We start from the raw sequence: 20,783 nt of genomic DNA, 5'->3' as shown, positions 1-20,783 counted from the left end.
GGCCGGTCAGCCCTTCAGGCCGGAGGTGGCCATGCCGTCGATGAGGTAGCGCTGGAAGGCGAGGAAGAACGCCAGCACGGGCAGCAGCGCCACCAGCGACATGGCGATCATGCCGCCGTAGTCGGCGACCGCGTCCTGGTCGACGAACATCTTCAGTCCCAGCGAGACGGTGTACTTCTCGGGCTCGTTGAGGTAGAGCAACGGGCCCATGAAGTCGTTCCAGGCGTTGATGAAGGTGAAGATCGCGCTGGTGATCAGGGCGGGGCGGCACAGGGGCAGCACGATCGACCAGTAGATCCGGAAGTGTCCGCAGCCGTCCAGGCGCGCCGCCTCGTCCAGTTCCTTGGGCAGGGCGCGCATGAACTGGACCATGAGGAAGACGAAGAAGGCGTCGACGGCGAGGTACTTGCCGAGCAGCAGCGGGACCATCGTGTTGATCAGTTCCAGCTTCTGGAACAGCACGTACTGCGGGATCATCAGGACGTGGTACGGCAGCAGCAGCGTGCCGATCATCAGGGTGAAGAGGAGGTTGCGTCCCGCGAACCTGATCCTGGTGAAGGCGTAGGCGGCCAGCGAGCAGGAGATCACCACTCCGCCGACCGAACCCACGGCCAGCACGGTGGAGTTGACGAAGAAGGTGGAGATGGGGATGCCCGCGATGCCTTCGGTGAGCCGCGTGTAGTTGGCCACGATCGGATCGGTCGGCAGCAGGTCGAGACTGCCGATGATCTCGTTGCCGGGCTTGAAGGAGCCGCCGAGCACCCAGATCACCGGGTAGAGCACGACGGCGAGCACCGCCAGTGCGCCCAGGTGCCAGCCGAGTGATCCGGCGTGCTCCCGCCGGCGTGACGAGGTGGGGTCGGGAGTCAGGGTCACCGGGCGTTCTCCTCGTAGTGCACCCAGCGCTTCTGCGACCAGAACAGCACCGCCGTCACCAGGCCGACCGCTATCAGCAGCATCCAGGCCATGGCGGAGGCGAAGCCCATCCGGCTGTTCTCGAAGCCCTGCTGGTAGAGGTAACAGGTGTAGACGAGCGTGGCGTCGGCGGGCCCGCAGGGACTGCCCTGGCCGCCGAGGATGTAGGCCGAGCCGAAGATCTGGAAGGAGTGGATGGTTTCCAGCAGGACGTTGAAGAAGAGCACCGGGGAGATCATCGGCAGGGTGATGTTCCAGAACCGGCGCCAGGGGCCGGCGCCGTCCATCTCGGCCGCTTCGTACAGCTCGCGCGGCACCTGCTTCAGCCCGGCCAGGAAGATGACCATGGGCGCGCCGAACTGCCAGACGGTGAGCGCGACCAGGGCGTACATGATCATGTCGGGGTCGCCGACCCAGCCGCCGGCGTCCATGCCGAAGAGCTGCTGCGTACGGTCGACCACGGCGTCGTCGGTGAAGAGCGCCCGCCACACGACGGCGACGGAGACGCTCGCGCCGATCAGCGACGGGGCGTAGAACGCGGCCCGGTAGAAGGACTGGCCGCGGCGGCTCTGGGCGAGCAGCAGGGCGACGCCGAGTGCGGCGGCGAGTTTCAGCGGCGTACCGATGACGACGTACGCGACCGTGACCTCGACCGACTTCTGCCAGCGGGGGTCGGCGAACATGTCGCTGAAGTTCTGGAGGCCGATCCACCGGGGTGCGTCGAAGAGGTTGTAGTCGGTGAAGGCGAAGTAGAGCGAGGCGGCCATGGGGCCTGCGGTGAGGAGCAGGAAGCCGGCGATCCAGGGCGACATGAAGAGGTAGCCGGCGAGGTTCTCGCGGCGGCTGCCCCGCCGCAGTCCGGCGGAGTGCGGCGCGCCGCCCCGGCCGGGGCCGGGCGGGGGCTCGGCGCGGGTGGCCGCCGGCGGGGGCGGGGCGTGTCCGGTGTGCGTCACTGTCCGCCCCATCAGGCGTTCGCGGTGAAGGCCGTCTTCGCCTCCGTGAAGAACTTGTCGACCGCCTCGCCCGGTGACGCCTTGTCGAGGCTCATCTCGGTGGCGAGGCGCAGGAAGGCCGCCTCGACGACATCGGCGCCGGCGGGGTGCGGGGTGATGGGTTCGAGCACGCCCGTCTCGGCGATCTGCGTCTCGTACGCCGAGATCTGCTTGCTCACCTTGTCGGTGGGCTCGAAGGCCTCGAACTGCTCGGTGGTGGAGAGCACTCCGCGGTCGTAGCCCATGATCCGGCCCACCTCCGGGTCGTGGACCATGAAGTTGATGAAGGTGGCCACTTCCTCGGGGTGCTTGGTGCGGGCGGTGCCGCTGAGCATCAGGGAGCCGAGGTACTGGCCGGTCTTCCTGCCGTCGGTCGTCGGTATGGGCGCGATGCCGTACGCGCTCTTTCCCTCGGCGGCGTAGCGGACGGTGAAGTTGTCCCAGGTGAACTCGCCCGCCGAAAGGCCCCCGGCGGTCGCGGCCTTGGGCTTGATCTGCTCGGCCTTCTTGGCGTCGGCGTAGACGCCGGACCTGATTCGTTTCATTGCCTCGGTCCACTCGGCTTCGAGGTCGCTCTCCTGGAAGCCGAGTCCGTCCTCGGTGAAGAACGCCTTGCCCCGCTGCCGCAGCTTCAGGTCGTAGTAGTACATGATCGAGTGCGGTCCCGAGTCGCCGGCGACACCGGTCCTGCGCTTGATCTTCTCCAGACCGGCGTACCAGTCGTCCCAGGTCCAGCCGGACTCGGGCGTGACGCCGGCCTTCTCGTAGACCTTCTCGTCGATGATGTAGCCCATCGAGTTCGAGCCGACCGGCAGGCCGAGCAGCTTGCCGTCGATCTCGGCGAACTTCTCCAGGCCGGCACGGAAGTTGTCGGTGCTGAGGTTGCCCGCCTGGACCTGGGGGTTCAGGTCGAGGAGCACGTTGCGGGCCGCGTACTTGCGCAGGAAGGTCACCGCGTTCTGGATGACGTCCGGCGCGTTGCCGCCCGCGGCCTGCGTGTTGAACTTCTTCCAGAAGTCCAGGTAGGGCTGGAAGTCCGTCTTGACCTTGATCTTCGGGTGCTTCTTCTCGAAGAGCGCGATCGACTCGTTGATCTTCTTGGCGCGGTCGTCGGCGCCCCACCAGGCATACCTGATGGTCACGGGGCCGCCGCCGGAGGAGCCGCTGCCGCCCCCGCACCCCGCGGCGGTCAGCCCCACGGTCGCCAGTGAGGCGCCGGCCGCCTTCAGGAAGGTACGCCTCTCGACATGCCTGGTTGTGCGCATGGTTGACCCCTTCAGCCGACGATTGAATCGTTTTAGGAAAGCGCTTGCCGGGGCAATGTACGAGCGCCCGCCGGGCCCGTCAACGGTTTGCGCAGGAGGCCGGTGAATCAGCCGCCGGGCGCGCGGCCCGGCACCGCGCCCGCGTCGGCGGCTGGACCGCGGACGCGGGCGGGGGCAGGAGCGGGGGCGAGGGCCGGAGGCGACGCCGGTACGTCAGGGGCGTCCCCTGCCGGTCAGCCTGACCGGTCCGTCCGCGACGGGGACGCCGAAGTCCGGGGTCCCGTCCGGCTTCCAGCGCAGACGCTGGACGCGGGTGTGCCGGTTGGGGTCGTGCAGCGGGTCGCCGGTGATCTCCTCGTACTGCCGGGCGTGGTAGACGAGGACGTCGGTACGGCCGTCCTCGGCGACGGTGAAGGAGTTGTGCCCCGGGCCGTACTGGCGGGTCGTGGCGTTGCTCGTGAAGACCGGCACCGGCGACTTGACCCAGGCTCCGGGGGCGAGCAGATCGGCGTCCTCGTCGGCGGTGAGCAGGCCCATGCAGTAGTTCGCGTCGGTCGCGCTCGCCGAGTACGTCATGAAGATGCGGCCGTTGCGCCGGATCACCGCGGGCCCCTCGTTGACCTTGAACCCGATGCGCTCCCAGTCGTACTCGGGTGTGGTCAGGCGCACCTGGGGTCCCGTGAGGGTCCACGGGTTCGCCATCCGGGAGAGGAAGACGCCCGTGTTGTGGTCGATCCCGGGCTCGTGCTGCGCCCAGGCGAGGTAGCGGCCGCCCCGGTGCGTGAAGGTGGTGGCGTCGAGCGAGAAGGTGTCCCAGGCGGTGGTGAGCTGCCCCCTCTCGGTCCAGGTCCCCTTGAAGGGGTCGGCGTTCCGGTTCTCCAGGACCCAGATGCGGATCTTCCACACGTCGTCGGCGGGCGCGGCGGCGAAGTAGATGTACCAGGCCCCGTCGATGTGGTGGATCTCGGGCGCCCAGATGTGCGCCGCCATGTCGCCGGTGGTGTGCCGGCGCCAGATGACGGACTCCTCGGCCGTCGCCAGACCGGCGAGGGTGCGGGAGCGGCGCAGGATGATCCGGTCGTACTCGGGCGAGGTGGCGGTGAAGTAGTAACGGCGGTCGGTGTGGCGGTGGATGTGCGGGTCGGCGCGGTGCCGGACCAGGGGGTTGGCGGGGGCGGCGACGGCGTGGGCGGGGGTCGCGACGGCGGGAACGGCGGCGACGGCGCCCAGCGCGAGGGCGCCCTTCAGCACTCCTCGACGGGTGGCCGGTATGTGATCGCGGCTCACGGAGCCCTCCTCAGGGAAGCGTTCGAGATATCGAACGTCGTGCGAGATCCTGTGCAGCGGAGACGGTAATCGCGAGCGGGCGTGCACACCAGCCCCTTGCGGCGCGGACGAAGGGTTTTCCGTTCGGCCACCCGAACACCGCGCCCGGTTTCGAACGGATTTCGTCCGGGGGCCTTGTCGGTGCGTCGGCCGGGAGGCTAGCGTCCGGCACCGTCAGGGCGTTGCGCCCTGCGGGGCTCTTTCCCTGCCCGCCCCTTTCCGAACTGGGGCAAGCCCCGGGCCCCGGCGCCCTTCGGGCGTGCCCTCGACCGCCGGACGGGCTCGATGGCGCCGCTCGCGATCGAGGACCGGGGACGGGCCCGAGCCCACCACCCGAAAGGACCCCCGCCCTTGCGTCCCCGCCTCCTGTTGCCCCTGCTGTCCCTGCTCGCCGGCCTGCTGGCCGTACCGGGGAGCGGCCTCGCCCACGCGGAGCCCGCGCCCGGCGACGACACCGCGGCCACCGCCCTGGCCGCCCGGGAACTCACCGTCCACCACCTCGACGACGTACGCGGAAACCTCACGCTGCCCACCGCGGGCTCCCACCGCACGGCCGTCCGCTGGGCCTCCGCCGAGCCCGCCGTCATCGGCTCCACCGGTCTCGTCCACCGGCCCGAGCACGGCAAGGGCGCCCGCACCGTGGAGCTCACCGCGACCGTCACCCGTGGCGAGGCCCGGGCGCGCCGCACGTTCACGGCCACCGTTCCCGCGCTGCCCAAGAAGCGGAAGTACACCGGGTACGCCTTCAGCTACTTCACCGGTGAGGGAACCTCCGACGGCGAGCAGGTCCGGATGGCGCTCAGCCGGGGCAACGACCCCCTGCACTGGCGGGAGCTGAACGGCGGCAGGCCGGTCCTCACGTCCACGCTCGGCACCAAGGGGCTGCGCGACCCGTTCGTCATCCGCTCCCCCGAGGGCGACAAGTTCTACCAGATAGCCACCGACCTGCGGATGCACGGCGGCAGCGGCGGCAGCTGGGACCAGGTGCAGCGCACCGGCAGCAGGTCCGTCATGGTGTGGGAGTCCACCGACCTGGTCCACTGGACCGACCAGCGCCTGGTGAAGGTCTCCCCCGACACGGCGGGCAACACCTGGGCGCCGGAGGCGTACTACGACGAGAAGCTCGGCTCGTACGTCGTCTTCTGGGCGTCCAAGGTGTACGCCGCCGACGACCCGGACCACACCGGCACCACGTACAACAAGATGCTGTACGCCACCACGCGCGACTTCCACACCTTCAGCGAGCCCAAGGTCTGGAACGACCCCGGCTACTCCGTCATCGACTCGACGGTGATCCGCCACGACGGCAGCTACTACCGCTTCACCAAGGACGAGCGGAACAACTCCTCGACCACCCCGTGCTCCAAGTTCATCACCGCCGAGAAGTCCGACGACCTGCGCTCCACGGCGTACGGCTTCGTCGCCGACTGCATCGGCAAGGGCGCGATCGCGCGCGGCGAGGGGCCGACGGTCTTCAAGTCCAACACCGAGGAGAAGTGGTACCTGTTCATCGACGAGTTCGGCGGCCGGGGCTACATCCCCTTCGAGACCACCGACCTCGACTCGGGCACCTGGACGGTCCCTGACACCTTCGAGTTGCCGGCCAGCCCCCGGCACGGCACGGTGCTGCCGGTGACGAAGGCGGAGTACGCGCGGCTGCTGGACGCGTACGCCCGCTGAGGCAACCACCGCACCGCGCGCGGAAGTTCTTTTGCGCGAAACATTGACGGCACATGGCTGCGGGCTTAGCTTCATCGCGTCGTACTTCGTACGTCATATATGAGACGCGATACACGAGATATGTGAGTGCCCATGGCTTTCGCTCCGAGCCCGATCCCCTCCCGCACGCAGTACGTGCTGGAGGGGATCAAACACGCCATCCTCACCGGCGGCCTCAGCCCCGGGCAGGCCCTGGTCGAGACCGAACTGGCCGCCCAGTTCGGGGTGTCCAAGACCCCGGTGCGCGAGGCGCTCAAGACCCTGGCCGGCACCGGGCTCGTCGTGATGAACCAGTACAAGGGCGTCACCGTACGGACCGTCGACGCGGCCATGGCGCGTGAGGTGTACGACGTACGGCTGCTGCTCGAACCGGAGGCGCTGCGCCGCACCATCGCCTCGCGGGCCTCCCTGGAAGCGGCCCGCGAGGCGCTCGTCAGGGCCGCGGAGGCCACCGACCGGGCCGAACGCTCGCTGGCCAACCGGGAGTTCCACCGCGCGCTCTACCTGCCGTGCGGAAACCCGCTGCTCGCCAGGGTGCTGGACGAGGTGCGCGACCAGGCGGCCCTCGTCTCGACCGTCGCCTGGGCCGCCGTCCCGTCCTGGGAGCGGGAGGCCCGTGAGCACCTGGAGATCCTGCGGCTCGCGCTCGACGGCGACGCCCAGGGCGCCGCCCGCGCCCTGCACACCCACATCGCCGACTTCGTCCAGCGCGCGTTCCCGGAGGGGGATCCCGTATGACCAGCGCAGACTTCTCCGCCCTGCGGAGCGCCCTCGCCGACGTGGTGGCGATCCCGGTGACCCCGTTCGCCGCCGACGGCTCCCTGGACACCGCCGCTCACCGCGCGCTGCTCGGCCGGCTGCTGGACGGGGGCGTACGGACCCTGACGCCGAACGGGAACACGGGCGAGTTCTACGCGCTGACCCCGCCGGAGCGCCGCGCCGTCACCGAGCTGACCATCGAGGAGGCGGGCGGCCGGGCCGCGGTCCTCGTCGGCGTCGGACACGACGTGCCGACCGCCGTCGCCGCCGCCGAGCACGCCCGGGACGCGGGCGCCGAGATGCTGATGGTGCACCAGCCCGTCCATCCGTACGTCTCGCACGACGGCTGGACCGACTACCACCGCGCCATCGCCGACGCCGTCCCCGGGCTCGGGATCGTCCCGTACGTGCGCGATCCGCAGTTGAGCGCGGAGAGCCTCGCCGCGCTGGGCGAAGCCTGTCCCAACGTCATCGGCGTGAAGTACGCCGTGCCGGACACGGCGCGCTTCGCCGCCTTCGCGCGGGACGCGGGCCTGGACCGTTTCGTCTGGGTCGCCGGACTCGCCGAGCTGTACGCCGTTCCCTACTTCGCGGTCGGCGCCACCGGGTTCACCTCGGGTCTGGTCAACGTCGCCCCGTCCGTGTCGCTGGGCCTGCTCGACGCGCTGCGCGCGGGCGACTACCCGGCCGCGATGAAGACCTGGGAGCAGATCCGCCCCTTCGAGGAGCTGCGGGCGGCCCGGCAGTCCGCCGACAACGTCACCGTGGTGAAGGAGGCCCTGGCCTCCCTCGGCCTGTGCCGGCGCGACGTGCGCGCACCCAGCCGGGTCCTGCCCGAGGACCGGCGCGCCGAGGTCGCGGAGCTCGTGGCGGGATGGTCCATATGAGCGCCCGGCCGCCGGAGGAGCTGCGCAGCCATCAGTGGTACGGGACGGACGGGCTCCGCTCGTTCAGTCACCGCGCCCGCACCCGCCAGCTCGGCTACCTCCCCGAGGAGCACCTGGGCAAGCCGGTCATCGCGGTCCTCAACACCTGGTCCGACATCAACCCGTGCCACGTCCACCTCCGGGACCGGGCGCAGGCGGTGAAGCGCGGGGTGTGGCAGGCGGGGGGCTTCCCGCTGGAATTCCCGGTCTCCACGCTCTCCGAGACCTTCCAGAAGCCGACCCCGATGCTCTACCGGAACATGCTCGCGATGGAGACGGAGGAGCTGCTGCGCTCCTATCCCGTCGACGGCGCGGTACTGCTCGGCGGCTGCGACAAGTCGACGCCCGCGCTGCTGATGGGCGCCGCGTCCGTCGACCTGCCGGCCGTCTTCGTCCCGGCCGGGCCCATGCTGCCGGGCCACTGGCGCAACGAGGTGCTCGGCTCCGGCACCGACATGTGGAAGTACTGGGACGACAAGCGGGCCGGGCTGATCGGCGACGCCGAGATGGCCGAGCTGGAGAACGGGCTCGCCCGCTCCCCCGGCACCTGCATGACGATGGGCACGGCCTCGACGCTGACCGCCGCGGCCGAGGCGCTGGGCGTCACCCTGCCCGGCGCGTCGTCCGTACCGGCCGTGGACTCCGGGCACGACCGGATGGCGGCGGCCTCGGGCCGCCGGATCGTCGAGCTCGTGCACCGCGACCTGAAGCTGTCGCGGATCCTGACCCGCGACGCGTACGAGGACGCGGTCGCGACCGTGCTGGCGCTGGGCGGTTCGACGAACGCCGTCATCCATCTGATCGCGATGGCGGGGCGCTCCCAAGTACCGCTCACGCTCGACGACTTCGACCGGATCGCGCGGACCGTGCCGGTGCTCGCGAACCTGCGGCCGGGCGGCCAGTACCTGATGGAGGACTTCCACTTCGCGGGCGGGCTTCCGGCGTTCCTGGCGCAGCTCACGGACGTGCTCCACCTGGACCGGCCGACCGTGGCGCACGACTCGCTGCGCGAGCAGCTGGCGGGCGCACGGGTGCACAACCCCGAGGTGATCAGGCCGCGTTCGAAGCCGCTCGCGGACGAGGGCGGGGTCGCGGTACTGCGCGGCAACCTGTGCCCGGACGGCGCGGTCATCAAGCACATCGCCGCCGAACCGCACCTGCTCCGCCACACCGGCCCCGCCGTCGTCTTCGACGACTACAGGGCCATGCAGCGCACCATCAACGACCCGTCGCTCGGCATCACCGCGGACACCGTGCTCGTGCTGCGCAACGCCGGCCCCAAGGGCGGCCCCGGGATGCCCGAGTACGGGATGCTGCCGATCCCCGACCACCTGCTCAAGGAGGGGGTCCGGGACATGGTGCGGATCTCCGACGCCCGGATGAGCGGCACGAGTTACGGCACCTGTGTGCTGCACATCGCCCCGGAGTCGTACGTGGGCGGGCCGCTCGCGCTCGTACGGACCGGAGACCCGATCACCCTCGACGTCGCGGCCCGGTCGCTGCGGCTCGACGTGACGGACGAGGAGCTGGAGCGGCGCAGGGCCGAGTGGAGCCCGCCGCCCGCGAAGTACGAGCGCGGCTACGGGGCGCTGTACAGCGAGCAGATCACCCAGGCCGACACCGGCTGCGACTTCGCCTTCCTCTCCCGGCCGGGGGAAGTCCCCGATCCGTACGCGGGCTGAGTCCGCCCGTCCGGTCCGCACCGCCCTGCACCGCACCGCACCGCCCTTTCCTGTCCTGCTCAGCGCCGGCCGGTATGTCGAACGGCATCCGGAAAGCGCTTCACCACCCGCACTTATGACTTGAGAACGGAGAAGCAGTCATGGCCTCAGCCTCAGCCGTGGCCGACAAGCCCAGGGCGCCGGGGCGCCGCGTGGGAGCACCACCCCGCCGGCTCCCGTATCTGCTCATCGCGCCCGCCGGGCTGCTGATGCTGGGCTTCATCGCCTATCCGGTCATCAGCGTCTTCTACTACAGCCTGCAGAACTACAACGTCACCAAGCCGTGGCGCAACGGCTTCGCGGGCCTCGACAACTTCACCCGGATCTTCACCGACGATCCGCAGTTCTGGACCACCCTCGGCTTCAGCGCCCGCTGGGTCGTCGTCCAGGTGAGCCTTCAGCTCGCCCTCGGGCTCGTCCTCGCCCTGCTCGTCAACCAGACCTTCGTCGGACGCGGCATCGCCCGCGCGATGGTCTTCTCGCCCTGGGCCGTGTCGGGCGTGCTGACCACCACCATCTGGATGCTGCTCTACAACCCGTCCACCGGCGTCAGCCGCTACCTGGCGGACGCGGGCATCGGCTCGTACGGCACCTCGGTGCTCTCCGACACCGGCACCGTCTTCTGGGCCGCCGTCCTCGCCGAACTCTGGCGCGGTGTCCCCTTCTTCGCGATCCTCATCCTCGCCGACCTCCAGTCCGTACCGAAGGAGCTGTACGAGGCGGCCTCCGTCGACGGCGCCGGCCGGATGCGGCAGTTCTTCCACATCACGCTGCCACACCTCAGGGACGCGATCGTGCTGGCCACGCTGCTCCGCGGGGTGTGGGAGTTCAACAACGTCGACCTGCTCTACACCCTCACCGGCGGCGGACCGGCCGGCGTCACCACCACGCTCCCGCTGTACGTCGCCAACACCGGCATCGAGGGCCACGACTTCGGCTACGCCTCCGCGCTGACCACGGTCGCCTTCGTGATCCTCCTCTTCTGCTCGATCCTCTATCTGCGCCTGAGCAAGTTCGGAGGCGACACCAAGTGACCGCAGCACTCGCGGAGAAGGACCCCCGCTCCCCCGCGGCCCCGGACTCCGCCACCGACGCGCCCGCGCCGCCGGGCCGCGGCGCGCGCCGCAGGAACCGGCGCGAGCGCGCCTTCGACGACGTACCGCGCTGGCAGATCTACCTGCCGCTCGCCCTCTACCTCCTCTTCACACTCGTCCCGTTCTACTGGATGCTGCTGTTCGCGCTGCGGCCCGCCGGCTCCACCTCGCTGGTGCCGTGGCCGGTCACGTTCGAGCACTTCGAGAAGGTCTGGACCGAGCGCAGCTTCGGGATGTTCTTCCAGAACAGCATGATCGTCGGGGTGGCCACCCTGGTCATGACGACGGGGATCGCGCTGGCCGGCGGCTACGCCCTGGCCCGGTTCGAGTTCCGGATCAAGAGCGGCTTCATGCTGGCGCTGCTGTGCTCGCAGTTCATCCCGGGCGCGCTGATGCTCGTACCGCTCTTCGAGATCTTCAAGAACCTCCAGATGATCAACTCCCTGGGGAGCGTGATCATCGCGGAGACGGTCTTCCAGCTGCCGCTGTCGATCATCCTGATCAGCGGATTCATCAAGAACGTGCCGGTCACGCTGGAGGAGGCCGCCTGGGTGGACGGCTGTTCGCGCTTCCGGGCCTTCTGCGCGGTGGTGCTGCCGCTGCTGCGGCCCGGCCTGATCGCCGTCGGCTCCTTCGCCTTCGTCCACAGCTGGAACCACTTCCTGTTCGCCCTGATGTTCCTGAGCGAGCAGGACAAGCAGACCATTCCGGTCGGCCTCAACACCCTGATAGGAGCGGACAGCGTGGATCTCGGAGCCCTGGCCGCGGGCGGTGTCATCGCCGCGGTGCCGGTCGTGATCGTCTTCGCCTTCATCCAGAAGTGGCTGATCACCGGCTTCAGCGCAGGGGCGGTGAAGGGATGAGCGCCCTGCCTGCGCCCCTGCCCCTCCCCCTGCCCGTCGTACTCGCCGGCGCACGCGGTCACGGCCGCTGGCACCTGCACAACATCCGCCGCCTCGAAGCGCTGGGCCTGGTCCGGCTCGCCGGGATCTGCGAGCTGAGGCCGCTGGACGCCGAAGAGCTGGACGGCTTCGGTACGCCCGAGCAGTCCGCCGACTTCGGCGGGCTGCTGGACTCCACCGGCGCCCGGCTCGCCGTCGTCTGCACGCCCATCCAGACCCACACCGATCTGGCGCTGGCGGCGGCCTCGCGCGGCGTGCACCTGCTGCTGGAGAAGCCGCCCGCGCCGTCGTACGCGGAGTTCGAGCGCATGGCGCACGGGGTGCGGGCGGCCGGCACCCGCTGCCAGATCGGCTTCCAGTCCCTGGGCTCGCACGCCCTGCCCGCGATCCGGTCGCTGATCGACCAGGGCGCGATCGGCGAACTGCTGGGCGTCGGCGCCGCCGGGGCGTGGGTGCGGGACACCGCGTACTTCACCCGGGCCCCGTGGTCGGGGCGCCGCCGGCTGGGCGAGGTCGACGTGGTGGACGGCGCGCTGACCAATCCGCTGGCGCACGCCGTCGCCACCGCCCTGGCGGTGGCCGGGAGTGCGCGGTCCGAGGACGTGGCGGGCATCGAGTCCGAGCTGCTGCGGGCCAACGACATCGAGTCGGACGACACCTCCTGCGTGCGGATCACGACGGCGCGCGGGATCCCGGTCACGGTGGCCGCGACGCTCTGCGCCGAGGAACCGGACGAGCCGTACGTCGTCGCCCACGGCGAACTGGGCCGGATCACCTTCTGGTACAAGGAGGACCGCGTGCTGGTGCAGCGCGCCGGGCGCGGCCCCGAGGAGTCCGTGTACGGCAGGACCGACCTGCTGGAGAACCTGGTCCGTCATCTGGCGGAGGGCACGCCGCTCCTCGTACCGCCGGAGCTGACCGGCGCCTTCATGCGGGTCGTCGAAGCGATACGGCTCGCTCCCGATCCCCTCGCGCTGCCCGCGTCCGCCTGGCGGACCGCGCCCGGCGAGCGGGCGCCGCGCCGGATCGTCACCGGTGTGGACCGCGTGGTCGCCGCGAGCGCCGAGACCCTGACCCTCTTCTCCGAGCTGGGCGCGCCCTGGGCACGCTCCACCGAAGCGAGCACACCATGAACTCGACCCTCGCACTGCGCTGTTCGGGGCGTCCCGTCGGCCGCTACACCTACCGGCCCGCGCTCGCGACCCGGCTCGCGCCCCGTCCGTACCTGCACCCCCTGTCGACACTGGGCGGCCTGCCCGTCACCGAGGAGATGCCCGACGACCACGTCCACCACCTGGGAGTGGGGCTCGCCGTGCCGGACGTGGCGGGGCACAACTTCTGGGGCGGGAGCACCTACGTACGCGACCGGGGCCCGACGGAGCTCGACAACCACGGCGTGCAGCTCCACCAGGGGTGGCGGCGACGCGACCCGGACGGCTCCGGCTTCGTGGAGGAGCTGAGCTGGCGTGCCGGTGCGGACGCCGCGGACCGTACGGGCGAGCTGCTGCGCGAGCACCGCACCGTGGCCGCCACCGCGCTGGACGACACCGCCTGGGCGCTGGACCTCACCTTCTCCCTCACCAACACCTCGGGCGGCGACCTGTCCATCGGCAGCCCGGCCACCAACGGCCGGGCGGGCGCGGGGTACGGCGGTTTCTTCTGGCGCGCTCCCCGGCAGGCCGCGGCGCCGACCGCCTTCACCGAGGCCGGGGAGGGCGAGGACGCCGTGCACGGGCGGGCCGCCGACTGGCTGGGCCTGGCGGGCGACGGCTGGACGCTGGTCTTCGCGGGGGCGACGGCGGACACCCGTCGCGACCCGTGGTTCGTACGGACGGCCGAGTATCCGGGCGTCGGGTCGGCGCTCGCCTGGTCGGACCGGCTGCCCGTGCCCGACGGGGGGACGCTCGTGCGCCGCGTGGTCACGGTCGTGGCCGACGGCCGGCTGGACCGGGACGCCGCGGCGGCCTACGCCGGCAAGGCGGTGGGCGCGTGAGCCGGCCGTGGACCGCCGACCGGGGCGACGGCACGTACCGCAATCCGGTACTCGCCGGGGACTGGTCCGACCCGGACGTGGTGCGGGTCGGCGACGACTACTACCTCACCGTCTCCAGCTTCGGCCGGGTGCCGGGGCTGCCGCTGCTGCACTCGCGCGACCTCGTCAACTGGACGCTGACCGGGCACGCGCTGGAGCCGCCGGTGGAAGGGGAGGGGGAGTCCGCCGGGCCGCGGCACGACGGCGGGGTGTGGGCGCCGTCCATCCGGCACAGCGGCGGCCGGTTCTGGATCTTCTGGGGCGATCCGGACGTGGGCATCCACCAGATCAACGCGGAGGACATCCGCGGGCCGTGGACCGAGCCGCACCTGGTGAAGGCGGGCAAGGGCCTGATCGACCCGTGCCCGCTGTGGGACGAGGAGAGCGGCCGGGCCTATCTCGTGCACGCCTGGGCCAAGTCGCGGTCGGGGGTGAAGAACCGGCTGACCGGACACCGGATGAGCCTGGACGGGCGCACCTTGCTCGACGAGGGCGAGGTGATCGTCGACGCGGACCTGATCCCCGGCTGGTTCACCCTCGAAGGGCCGAAGCTCTACCGCCACGACGGCTGGTTCTGGATCTTCGCGCCGGCCGGCGGCGTGGAGACCGGCTGGCAGGGGGCGCTGCGGTCGCGGGAGTTCTTCGGCCCGTACGAGGAGCGGGTCGTCCTGGAGCAGGGCCGCACCGAGGTCAACGGCCCCCACCAGGGCGGCTGGGTGCGCACCGGGGCCGGTGAGGACTGGTTCCTGCACTTCCAGTCGCGCGGGGCGTACGGGCGGGTGGTGCACCTCCAGCCGATGCGCTGGGACGACGCGGGGTGGCCGGTGATCGGGGACGCGGGCGAGCCCGTGTCCGTACACCCGAAGCCGGACCTGCCGCCGCAGCCGGTCGCGGCTCCGGCCACCGACGACAGCTTCCCCGGCGGGCGCTACGGGCGGCAGTGGCAGTGGACGGCCGCCCCGCGGGCGGGGTGGACGGTGCCGCACTCCGGGGACGGGCTGCTGGCCACCTGCCTGCGGACGGCCGACGCGCACGACCTGCGGCGGCTGCCGAACGTGCTGGTGCAGCGGCTGCCCGCGCCCGAGTTCACCGCGACGGTCGAACTGACCCTCAACAGCACGGAGCCGGGGGCCAGGGCGGGGTTCGCCGTGCTGGGTGACGCGTTCTCGTGGATCGGTCTGGAGCGGGGCGCCGACGGCGGCGTACAGCTGGTGCACCGGTACGCCGAGACGGTCGCCGAACGCGAACGGGACGCGGAGTACGCCCGCCCGGCGCCCGGGGGGCGGGCGCGGCTGCGGATCGAGGTCTCGGCCGGGGCGCGCTGCCGGTTCGCCGCCGACACCGGGGACGGATTCCTCCCCTCCGGCCAGGTCTTCGCGGCCGTGCCGTGGCGCTGGGTCGGAGCGCAGCTCGCCCTGTTCGCCGCCGCGCCGGCCGGGACGGGCCCCGCCGGTACCGCTCTCTTCGGCACCTTCCGTATCAACGCCTGAACACGGCCTGGTCAAGGCCCGATCACCGCACGACATCTCCGAGGAGCCGCAATGACGCACACCGAGAGAGAAGAGCAGTCCATGAGAGTTACTTCCGGCCGCCGCCCCCGGGGGCGGGCCACTGCCGCGGTCGCACTGACGGCGGTACTCGCGCTGACCGCGACGGCCTGCGGGGACGACGGCAGCAGCGCGGGCGGCAACGAGGGCTCGGGCAAGGGCGAGATCACCTTCTGGGACAACAACGGCGGTCCGCGTACCGCCGTCTGGAAGGAGATCATCAAGGACTTCGAAGCGGCGAACAAGGACATCAAGGTCAAGTACGTCCCGATCCCGATCACCGACGTGCAGTCGAAGTACGACACCGCGATAGCGGGCGGCGGTCTGCCCGACGTCGGCGGCGTCGGCACCGCCTACCTCTCCAACATCGTCGCGCAGGAGGCGCTGGAGCCCGTCGGGGACCGGATCAAGGGCTCCTCGCTGGACGGCAGGCTGGTGGAGTCGATGGTCGAGGGGGTACGGACGGCCGGCGGGCGCGGGGACGAGATGTACACCGTGCCGACGTCAGCGAACAACGGCACCCTCTGGTACCGGACCGATCTGTTCGAGAAGGCGGGGCTGGAGGCGCCGACGACGTGGGACGCGTTCTACACGGCGGCCGAGAAGCTGACCGACGCCGACAAGAACGCCTTCGGGTACACGATCCGCGGCGGCGCCGGTTCCGTCGCCCAGGCGCTGGACGCGATCTACGGGCAGTCCGGCATCACCGAGTTCTGGAAGGGCGAGAAGACCACCGTCAACGCCCCGGAGAACGTCGCGGCGCTGGAGAAGTACGTCGGGCTGTACAAGCGGACGACGCCCGAGGCCGACGTCAACAACGACTTCGCCAAGATGGTCGCCCAGTGGGACTCCGGCACCATCGGGATGCTCAGCCACAACCTCGGCTCCTACCAGGATCACGTGAAGGCGCTGGGCGAGGAGAAGTTCGCCGGCATCCCGAACCCGACGGGCCCCGGCGGTGTGCGGGTCCAGGTGTCCAACCCCGTGGACGGGCTCGGCCTGTTCAAGGCGAGCAAGAACAAGGCCGCGGCGTGGAAGTTCATCGAGTTCGCCGCGTCTCATGAGTCGAACAGCAAGTGGAACGAGGCGGCGGGCGCGATCCCGGCGCACACCGAGGCCGCGAAGGACGAGTGGATCAACAGGTCCGAGCCGACGAAGCTCGGCGCGCGGTCCCTCACCGACGGCTCCACCAAGATCGTGCAGTTGCCGTACTACCTGTCCGACTGGAACTCGATCACCAAGGCCGACAACGAGCCCGAGTTCCAGAAGGTCCTGCTCGGCAAGACCACGCCCAAGGCGTTCCTGGACAAGCTCGCCGGTGAGCTGAACGAGGCGCAGGCCGAGTGGGAGCAGCAGAACAAGTGACCCCGCACACCCACCGCGCGCGCACGGTCTTCATCGCCGGAGACTCCACCGCCGCCGGCAAGCACATGACGGCCGCGCCCGAGGCCGGCTGGGGCATGGCGCTCCCCTTCTTCCTGCACGAGCACCTGAGCGTCGCCAACCACGCGGTCAACGGCCGCAGTTCGAAGAGTTTCCTCGACGAGGGGCGGCTCGCCCCCGTCCTGGAGGCGGTCCGCCCCGGCGACCTCCTGCTCGTCCAGTTCGGCCACAACGACCAGAAGCACGACGACCCCGTCCGTCTCACCGAGCCGTGGACGAGCTACCAGCAGTACCTGCTCCAGTACGTCACCGGGGCGCGGGCCCGCGGCGCGCATCCCGTGCTGCTGACCTCCGTGGAGCGGCGGCGGTTCGACGCCGCCGGTACGGCGCTGGCCACGCACGGCGCGTACCCGGAGGCGATGCGGGCGCTCGCGGCCGCGCACGAGGTGCCGCTGCTGGACATCGCGGCGCTCTCGCTCGCGCTGTGGCAGAAGCTCGGCCCCGAGGCCAGCAGGGAGCACTTCCACTGGCTGGAGCCGGGCGAATCCCCCAACTATCCGGACGGTGTCGCCGACGACACCCACTTCCACCCGCGCGGCGCCGTCGAGGTGGCCCGGCTGACGGCGCGCGCGCTGGCGGCGGAGGGCGTGCTGGCGCCGGACGAGCTGCGCCACCTGGACACGGACCTGCCCGACACCTGGCTGACCTGGCACGAGGAGCCGTAATGCGCAGAACACAGAACAGAACACAGAACAGAGCACAGAGCAGAGCCCAGACACGCCGTGCACGTCTCGTCTCCCTGGTCGCCGCGGTGGTGACACCGGGCCTGCTCGTCGCCGTGCCCGGCGCGAGCGCCCACGCCGCGCCGGTTTCAGCGGCTTCACCGGTGCGTGACGTCCCCGTTCTCCCCGCGCACGACGGCTGGGCGTCGGCCGACGGCGGCACCACCGGAGGCGCCGGGGCCGACGGAGCGCACACCTACACCGTCACCACCTGGGAGGGGCTCAAGCGCGCACTGAAGGACGGCGGCGACGCCCCGAAGGTGATCAGGGTCAGCGGCACGCTCGACGGCATGGGCGGCCGGAGCTGCGAGGACTTCGCCACCGGCGGCTACTCCCTGGACGCCTACCTGGCGGCGTACGACCCGAAGACCTGGGGCACCGCGCCGCCCGCCGGCCCGCAGGAGGAGGCCCGCGCCGCTTCCGCCGCCGCGCAGGCCCAGCAGGTCAAGGCGTACGTCCCGGCGAACACGACGATCGTCGGCGTGGGCCGCGGCGCACGGCTGCTCGGCGGGTCCCTCCAGGTCAAGGACACCGACAACGTCGTGGTCCGGGGCCTCACCTTCGAGGACGCCTTCGACTGCTTCCCGCAGTGGGACCCCACGGACGGCGACGCGGGCGCGTGGAACTCCGAGTACGACAACCTCGTCGTGCACGGCTCGACGCACATCTGGATCGACCACAACACGTTCACCGACGGCCGCCGCCCGGACAGTGAACAGCCCCTCCACTACGGCCAGTTGTTCCAGCAGCACGACGGCGAGCTGGATGTCGTCAGGGGCGCCGACCTGGTCACCGTCTCCTGGAACGTCTTCGCCGACCACGACAAGACCCTGATGATCGGCAACAGCGACAGCGCGGGCGCCACCGACCGGGGCAGGCTGCGGGTCACCCTCCACCACAACCTCTTCCGGAACATCGTCGAGCGCGCGCCGCGCGTGCGGTTCGGGAAGGTCGACGCGTACAACAACCACTTCGTGGTGGCGGCGAAGGGGTACGCGTACTCCTTCGGCATCGGCCTCGAGTCCCAGCTGTACGCGGAGAAGAACACCTTCGCGCTGCCGGCGGGGGTGAGCGCGGCGAAGATCCTGAAGAAGTGGAAGGACGCCCCGGTCACGGCCGAGGGCAACCACGTCAACGGCGCACCGGCCGACCTCGTGGCCGCCCACAACGCCGCGAACCCCGGCAACCCGCTCCGCGAGGGCGCGGGCTGGACCCCGGCCCTGCGCACCCGGGTCGACCCGCCGCAGGCCGTCCCGGCCCTGGTCACGCGCCGGGCGGGCGCGCCCCGCACCCACTGATCCGCACCCCAGTCTGTCAGGAGCCGCAATGACGCACCCTCACAGCAAGCGATCCAGAACCCGGGTCCTCGGCCTGCTCGTGGCGCTGGCCGCGGCCGTGGCCGGACTCCCCGCGACGGCGACAGCGGCGGCGGCGGCGACGGCACCACCTGCTGCCGCAACCGGTCCGGCACCGTCCTCCCACCGCGCCTGGTCCGACACCCCGCACGGCTTCGCGTCGCTCGACGGAGGCACCACCGGCGGGCGGGGCGGCAAGGTCGTCACCGTCAGGAACCAGGCCGATCTGGCCAAGTACGCCGGCGCCGAGGAGCCCTACATCATCCGGGTGGCGGGCACGATCGCCGTCGAACCGTTCGGCTCGGACATCGACGTCGCCTCCGACAAGACCATCGTCGGCGTCGGGAACACCGCCGAACTCGTCCACGGCGAGCTGCACCTGGACCCCGGCACGCACAACGTCATCATCCGCAACCTCACCATCAGGGACTCCTACGTCGAGGGCGACTGGGACGGCAAGACGACGGACTTCGACGCCATCCAGATGGACTCCGTCCACCACGTCTGGATCGACCACAACCGCTTCACGCACATGGGCGACGGACTGCTCGACGTACGCAAGGACAGCGAGTACATCACCGTCTCGTACAACCGCTTCGACCACCACAACAAGGCGTTCGGGATCGGCTGGACACCCCACGTCAAGACGCAGATCACCATCGACCACAACTGGTTCAGCGGCACCAAGCAGCGCAACCCGTCCGCCGACAACTGCGCCTACGCCCACCTCTACAACAACTACCTGTCCGCGCAGGTGGCGGACGGCGACCCGGTCTTCTCGTACGGGAACTGGGCGCGCGGCAGGACGAAGATGGTCATCGAGAACAGCTACTACGAGGACGTCCAGCACCCCTACCAGGCCGACGCCACGGCGGAACTGGTCCAGCGCGGGTCCGTCACCGAGAACACCACCGGCCGGCACGACGCCTGGGGCACGGCCTTCGAGCCGCGCGACTTCTACCCGTACCGGCTGGACCCGGCGGCCGCCGTCCCGGCGCTGGTGACGGAGTTCTCCGGGCCGCAGAAGTCCATCGGCACGGACACCGTGCTGCGTCTGAAGGCGGACGGCAGCGGCGACTACCCGACCCTTCAGGCCGCCGTCGACGCGGTCCCGGCCCGCAACGACGGCCGGGTCACCCTGTCCCTGGCTCCCGGTACGTACCGGGAGAAGGTGCGCGTCGGCAAGGAGCAGCACCGCGTCACCTTCGCCGGCACCGGCAGGCACCGCGACGACACGCTGATCGTCTTCGACACACCCTCGGGCGAGGCGAAGCCGGGCGGCGGGACCGTCGGGTCCTGGGGCAGCGCCACCGTCGTCGTCGAGGGCGACGACTTCACCGCGCGCAACCTGACCTTCTCCAACGACTTCGACGAGGCGGCCGTCGAGATCAACGGCGAACAGGCACTCGCCGTGAAGACCACCGGGGACCGGCTGCTCTTCGAGAACACCGGCTTCCTCGGCAACCAGGACACGCTGATGACCGACACCCCGGTCCTCACCGAGACCGCGCGCGTCTACATCAGGGACGCGTACATCGAGGGCGATGTCGACTTCATCTACGGGCGGGCGACGACCGTCGTCGAGCGGTCCGTCATCAAGGCGCTGAGCCGCGGCTCCGCCACCAACAACGGTTACATCACCGCGGCCAGCACCTGGAAGGGCAACCCGTACGGCTTCCTGATCACCCGCAGCAGGATCGTCAGCGACGCACCGGAGCAGTCCTTCCACCTGGGCCGGCCGTGGCACCCCAGCGGGAATCCCGACGCCGTCGGCCAGGTGCTGATCCGCGAGACGGTGCTGCCCGCTGCGGTCAAGTCGGCGCCGTGGACCGACATGGGCGGGTTCCCGTGGCAGGAGGCCCGGTTCAGCGAGTACCGCAACCACGGCCCCGGCGCGGCGGTCACCCCGCAGCGCCCGCAGATGCCCGCCGGTGAAGCGGCCCGCCACCAGGTCTCCGACTACCTGGCGGGCCAGGACGGCTGGGCGCCGCACCGCACCCGCGCGCGTACCGCCTGAGAGCGTCCGAAAACACCCGGGCCGGCTTCGCGGCGCTCGCCGTGAAGC

General features: G+C 70.8%; 16 protein-coding genes and 1 pseudogene. 13 read left to right on the top strand and 4 right to left on the bottom strand.

Annotated features, from left to right (window positions below):
• Positions 1-6: 6 nt before the first annotated feature.
• The 4 genes from ACWDZ4_RS12020 to ACWDZ4_RS12005 all read right to left on the bottom strand — a co-directional run bounded on the left by ACWDZ4_RS12020 (position 7) and on the right by ACWDZ4_RS12005 (position 4,459).
• On the bottom strand, positions 7-876 hold the full coding sequence (locus ACWDZ4_RS12020; RefSeq protein ID WP_451508275.1) for a carbohydrate ABC transporter permease: 870 nt from the start codon (positions 874-876) through the stop codon (positions 7-9).
• Positions 873-1,880, bottom strand: coding sequence for a carbohydrate ABC transporter permease (locus tag ACWDZ4_RS12015; RefSeq protein WP_451508274.1), 1,008 nt, complete (start codon positions 1,878-1,880; stop codon positions 873-875). The genes ACWDZ4_RS12020 and ACWDZ4_RS12015 overlap by 4 nt, the downstream gene beginning before the upstream one ends.
• Positions 1,880-3,172, bottom strand: coding sequence for an ABC transporter substrate-binding protein (locus ACWDZ4_RS12010; protein WP_451508273.1), 1,293 nt, complete (start codon positions 3,170-3,172; stop codon positions 1,880-1,882). Before ACWDZ4_RS12010 ends, ACWDZ4_RS12015 begins: the two co-directional genes overlap by 1 nt.
• A gap of 213 nt (positions 3,173-3,385) precedes the next feature.
• On the bottom strand, positions 3,386-4,459 hold the full coding sequence (locus ACWDZ4_RS12005) for a glycoside hydrolase family 43 protein (protein ID WP_451508272.1): 1,074 nt from the start codon (positions 4,457-4,459) through the stop codon (positions 3,386-3,388).
• A gap of 486 nt (positions 4,460-4,945) precedes the next feature.
• Between ACWDZ4_RS12005 and ACWDZ4_RS12000 the strand changes: the two are divergent.
• The 13 genes and pseudogenes from ACWDZ4_RS12000 to ACWDZ4_RS11940 all read left to right on the top strand — a co-directional run.
• Positions 4,946-6,169, top strand: a pseudogene (locus tag ACWDZ4_RS12000) (immunoglobulin-like domain-containing protein); the annotation flags it as partial.
• A gap of 141 nt (positions 6,170-6,310) precedes the next feature.
• Positions 6,311-6,955 carry a GntR family transcriptional regulator gene (locus tag ACWDZ4_RS11995; protein ID WP_451508271.1) on the top strand — a complete coding sequence of 215 codons (645 nt, stop codon included), beginning with the start codon at positions 6,311-6,313 and terminating at the stop codon, positions 6,953-6,955.
• Positions 6,952-7,863: a dihydrodipicolinate synthase family protein gene (locus ACWDZ4_RS11990; RefSeq protein WP_451508270.1), complete on the top strand. Its 912-nt coding sequence runs from the start codon at positions 6,952-6,954 to the stop codon at positions 7,861-7,863. The genes ACWDZ4_RS11995 and ACWDZ4_RS11990 overlap by 4 nt, the downstream gene beginning before the upstream one ends.
• A complete protein-coding gene (gene araD, locus ACWDZ4_RS11985; RefSeq protein ID WP_451508269.1) occupies positions 7,860-9,584 on the top strand; it encodes an L-arabinonate dehydratase in 1,725 nt (574 codons plus the stop codon). Before ACWDZ4_RS11990 ends, araD begins: the two co-directional genes overlap by 4 nt.
• A 140-nt stretch (positions 9,585-9,724) precedes the next feature.
• Positions 9,725-10,657: a carbohydrate ABC transporter permease gene (locus ACWDZ4_RS11980; RefSeq protein WP_344498696.1), complete on the top strand. Its 933-nt coding sequence runs from the start codon at positions 9,725-9,727 to the stop codon at positions 10,655-10,657.
• On the top strand, positions 10,654-11,580 hold the full coding sequence (locus ACWDZ4_RS11975) for a carbohydrate ABC transporter permease (protein ID WP_451508268.1): 927 nt from the start codon (positions 10,654-10,656) through the stop codon (positions 11,578-11,580). The genes ACWDZ4_RS11980 and ACWDZ4_RS11975 overlap by 4 nt, the downstream gene beginning before the upstream one ends.
• Positions 11,577-12,752: a Gfo/Idh/MocA family protein gene (locus tag ACWDZ4_RS11970; RefSeq protein WP_451508267.1), complete on the top strand. Its 1,176-nt coding sequence runs from the start codon at positions 11,577-11,579 to the stop codon at positions 12,750-12,752. The genes ACWDZ4_RS11975 and ACWDZ4_RS11970 overlap by 4 nt, the downstream gene beginning before the upstream one ends.
• Positions 12,749-13,612, top strand: a complete 864-nt coding sequence (locus tag ACWDZ4_RS11965; RefSeq protein ID WP_451508266.1) for a DUF6807 domain-containing protein — start codon at positions 12,749-12,751, stop codon at positions 13,610-13,612. The genes ACWDZ4_RS11970 and ACWDZ4_RS11965 overlap by 4 nt, the downstream gene beginning before the upstream one ends.
• A complete protein-coding gene (locus ACWDZ4_RS11960; RefSeq protein ID WP_451508265.1) occupies positions 13,609-15,141 on the top strand; it encodes a family 43 glycosylhydrolase in 1,533 nt (510 codons plus the stop codon). Before ACWDZ4_RS11965 ends, ACWDZ4_RS11960 begins: the two co-directional genes overlap by 4 nt.
• An 81-nt stretch (positions 15,142-15,222) precedes the next feature.
• A complete protein-coding gene (locus tag ACWDZ4_RS11955; protein ID WP_451508264.1) occupies positions 15,223-16,563 on the top strand; it encodes an ABC transporter substrate-binding protein in 1,341 nt (446 codons plus the stop codon).
• Complete coding sequence (locus tag ACWDZ4_RS11950) at positions 16,560-17,306, top strand: rhamnogalacturonan acetylesterase (RefSeq protein ID WP_451508263.1); 747 nt, start codon at positions 16,560-16,562, stop codon at positions 17,304-17,306. Before ACWDZ4_RS11955 ends, ACWDZ4_RS11950 begins: the two co-directional genes overlap by 4 nt.
• On the top strand, positions 17,306-18,661 hold the full coding sequence (locus tag ACWDZ4_RS11945; protein ID WP_451508262.1) for a pectate lyase family protein: 1,356 nt from the start codon (positions 17,306-17,308) through the stop codon (positions 18,659-18,661). The genes ACWDZ4_RS11950 and ACWDZ4_RS11945 overlap by 1 nt, the downstream gene beginning before the upstream one ends.
• A 28-nt stretch (positions 18,662-18,689) precedes the next feature.
• The gene (locus ACWDZ4_RS11940) at positions 18,690-20,735 is read left to right on the top strand and encodes a pectinesterase family protein (protein WP_451508261.1); all 2,046 of its coding nucleotides are present in this window, start codon (positions 18,690-18,692) and stop codon (positions 20,733-20,735) included.
• Positions 20,736-20,783 lie beyond the last annotated feature (48 nt).

Source organism: Streptomyces sp. NPDC003016 (assembly GCF_053591455.1).
The sequence above is the reverse complement of the archived record's forward strand: the minus strand, read 5'-3'. Positions and strand labels throughout refer to the sequence as shown.

What these genes read in the sequence shown, in the direction of transcription:
- ACWDZ4_RS12015 (WP_451508274.1), bottom strand. Translation starts at nt 1,880, where the DNA reads ATGGGGCGGACAGTGACGCACACCGGACACGCCCCGCCCCCGCCGGCG.
- ACWDZ4_RS12010 (WP_451508273.1), bottom strand. Translation starts at nt 3,172, where the DNA reads ATGCGCACAACCAGGCATGTCGAGAGGCGTACCTTCCTGAAGGCGGCC.
- ACWDZ4_RS11995 (WP_451508271.1), top strand. Translation starts at nt 6,311, where the DNA reads ATGGCTTTCGCTCCGAGCCCGATCCCCTCCCGCACGCAGTACGTGCTG.
- ACWDZ4_RS11990 (WP_451508270.1), top strand. Translation starts at nt 6,952, where the DNA reads ATGACCAGCGCAGACTTCTCCGCCCTGCGGAGCGCCCTCGCCGACGTG.
- araD (WP_451508269.1), top strand. Translation starts at nt 7,860, where the DNA reads ATGAGCGCCCGGCCGCCGGAGGAGCTGCGCAGCCATCAGTGGTACGGG.
- ACWDZ4_RS11980 (WP_344498696.1), top strand. Translation starts at nt 9,725, where the DNA reads ATGGCCTCAGCCTCAGCCGTGGCCGACAAGCCCAGGGCGCCGGGGCGC.
- ACWDZ4_RS11970 (WP_451508267.1), top strand. Translation starts at nt 11,577, where the DNA reads ATGAGCGCCCTGCCTGCGCCCCTGCCCCTCCCCCTGCCCGTCGTACTC.
- ACWDZ4_RS11965 (WP_451508266.1), top strand. Translation starts at nt 12,749, where the DNA reads ATGAACTCGACCCTCGCACTGCGCTGTTCGGGGCGTCCCGTCGGCCGC.
- ACWDZ4_RS11955 (WP_451508264.1), top strand. Translation starts at nt 15,223, where the DNA reads ATGAGAGTTACTTCCGGCCGCCGCCCCCGGGGGCGGGCCACTGCCGCG.
- ACWDZ4_RS11945 (WP_451508262.1), top strand. Translation starts at nt 17,306, where the DNA reads ATGCGCAGAACACAGAACAGAACACAGAACAGAGCACAGAGCAGAGCC.
- ACWDZ4_RS11940 (WP_451508261.1), top strand. Translation starts at nt 18,690, where the DNA reads ATGACGCACCCTCACAGCAAGCGATCCAGAACCCGGGTCCTCGGCCTG.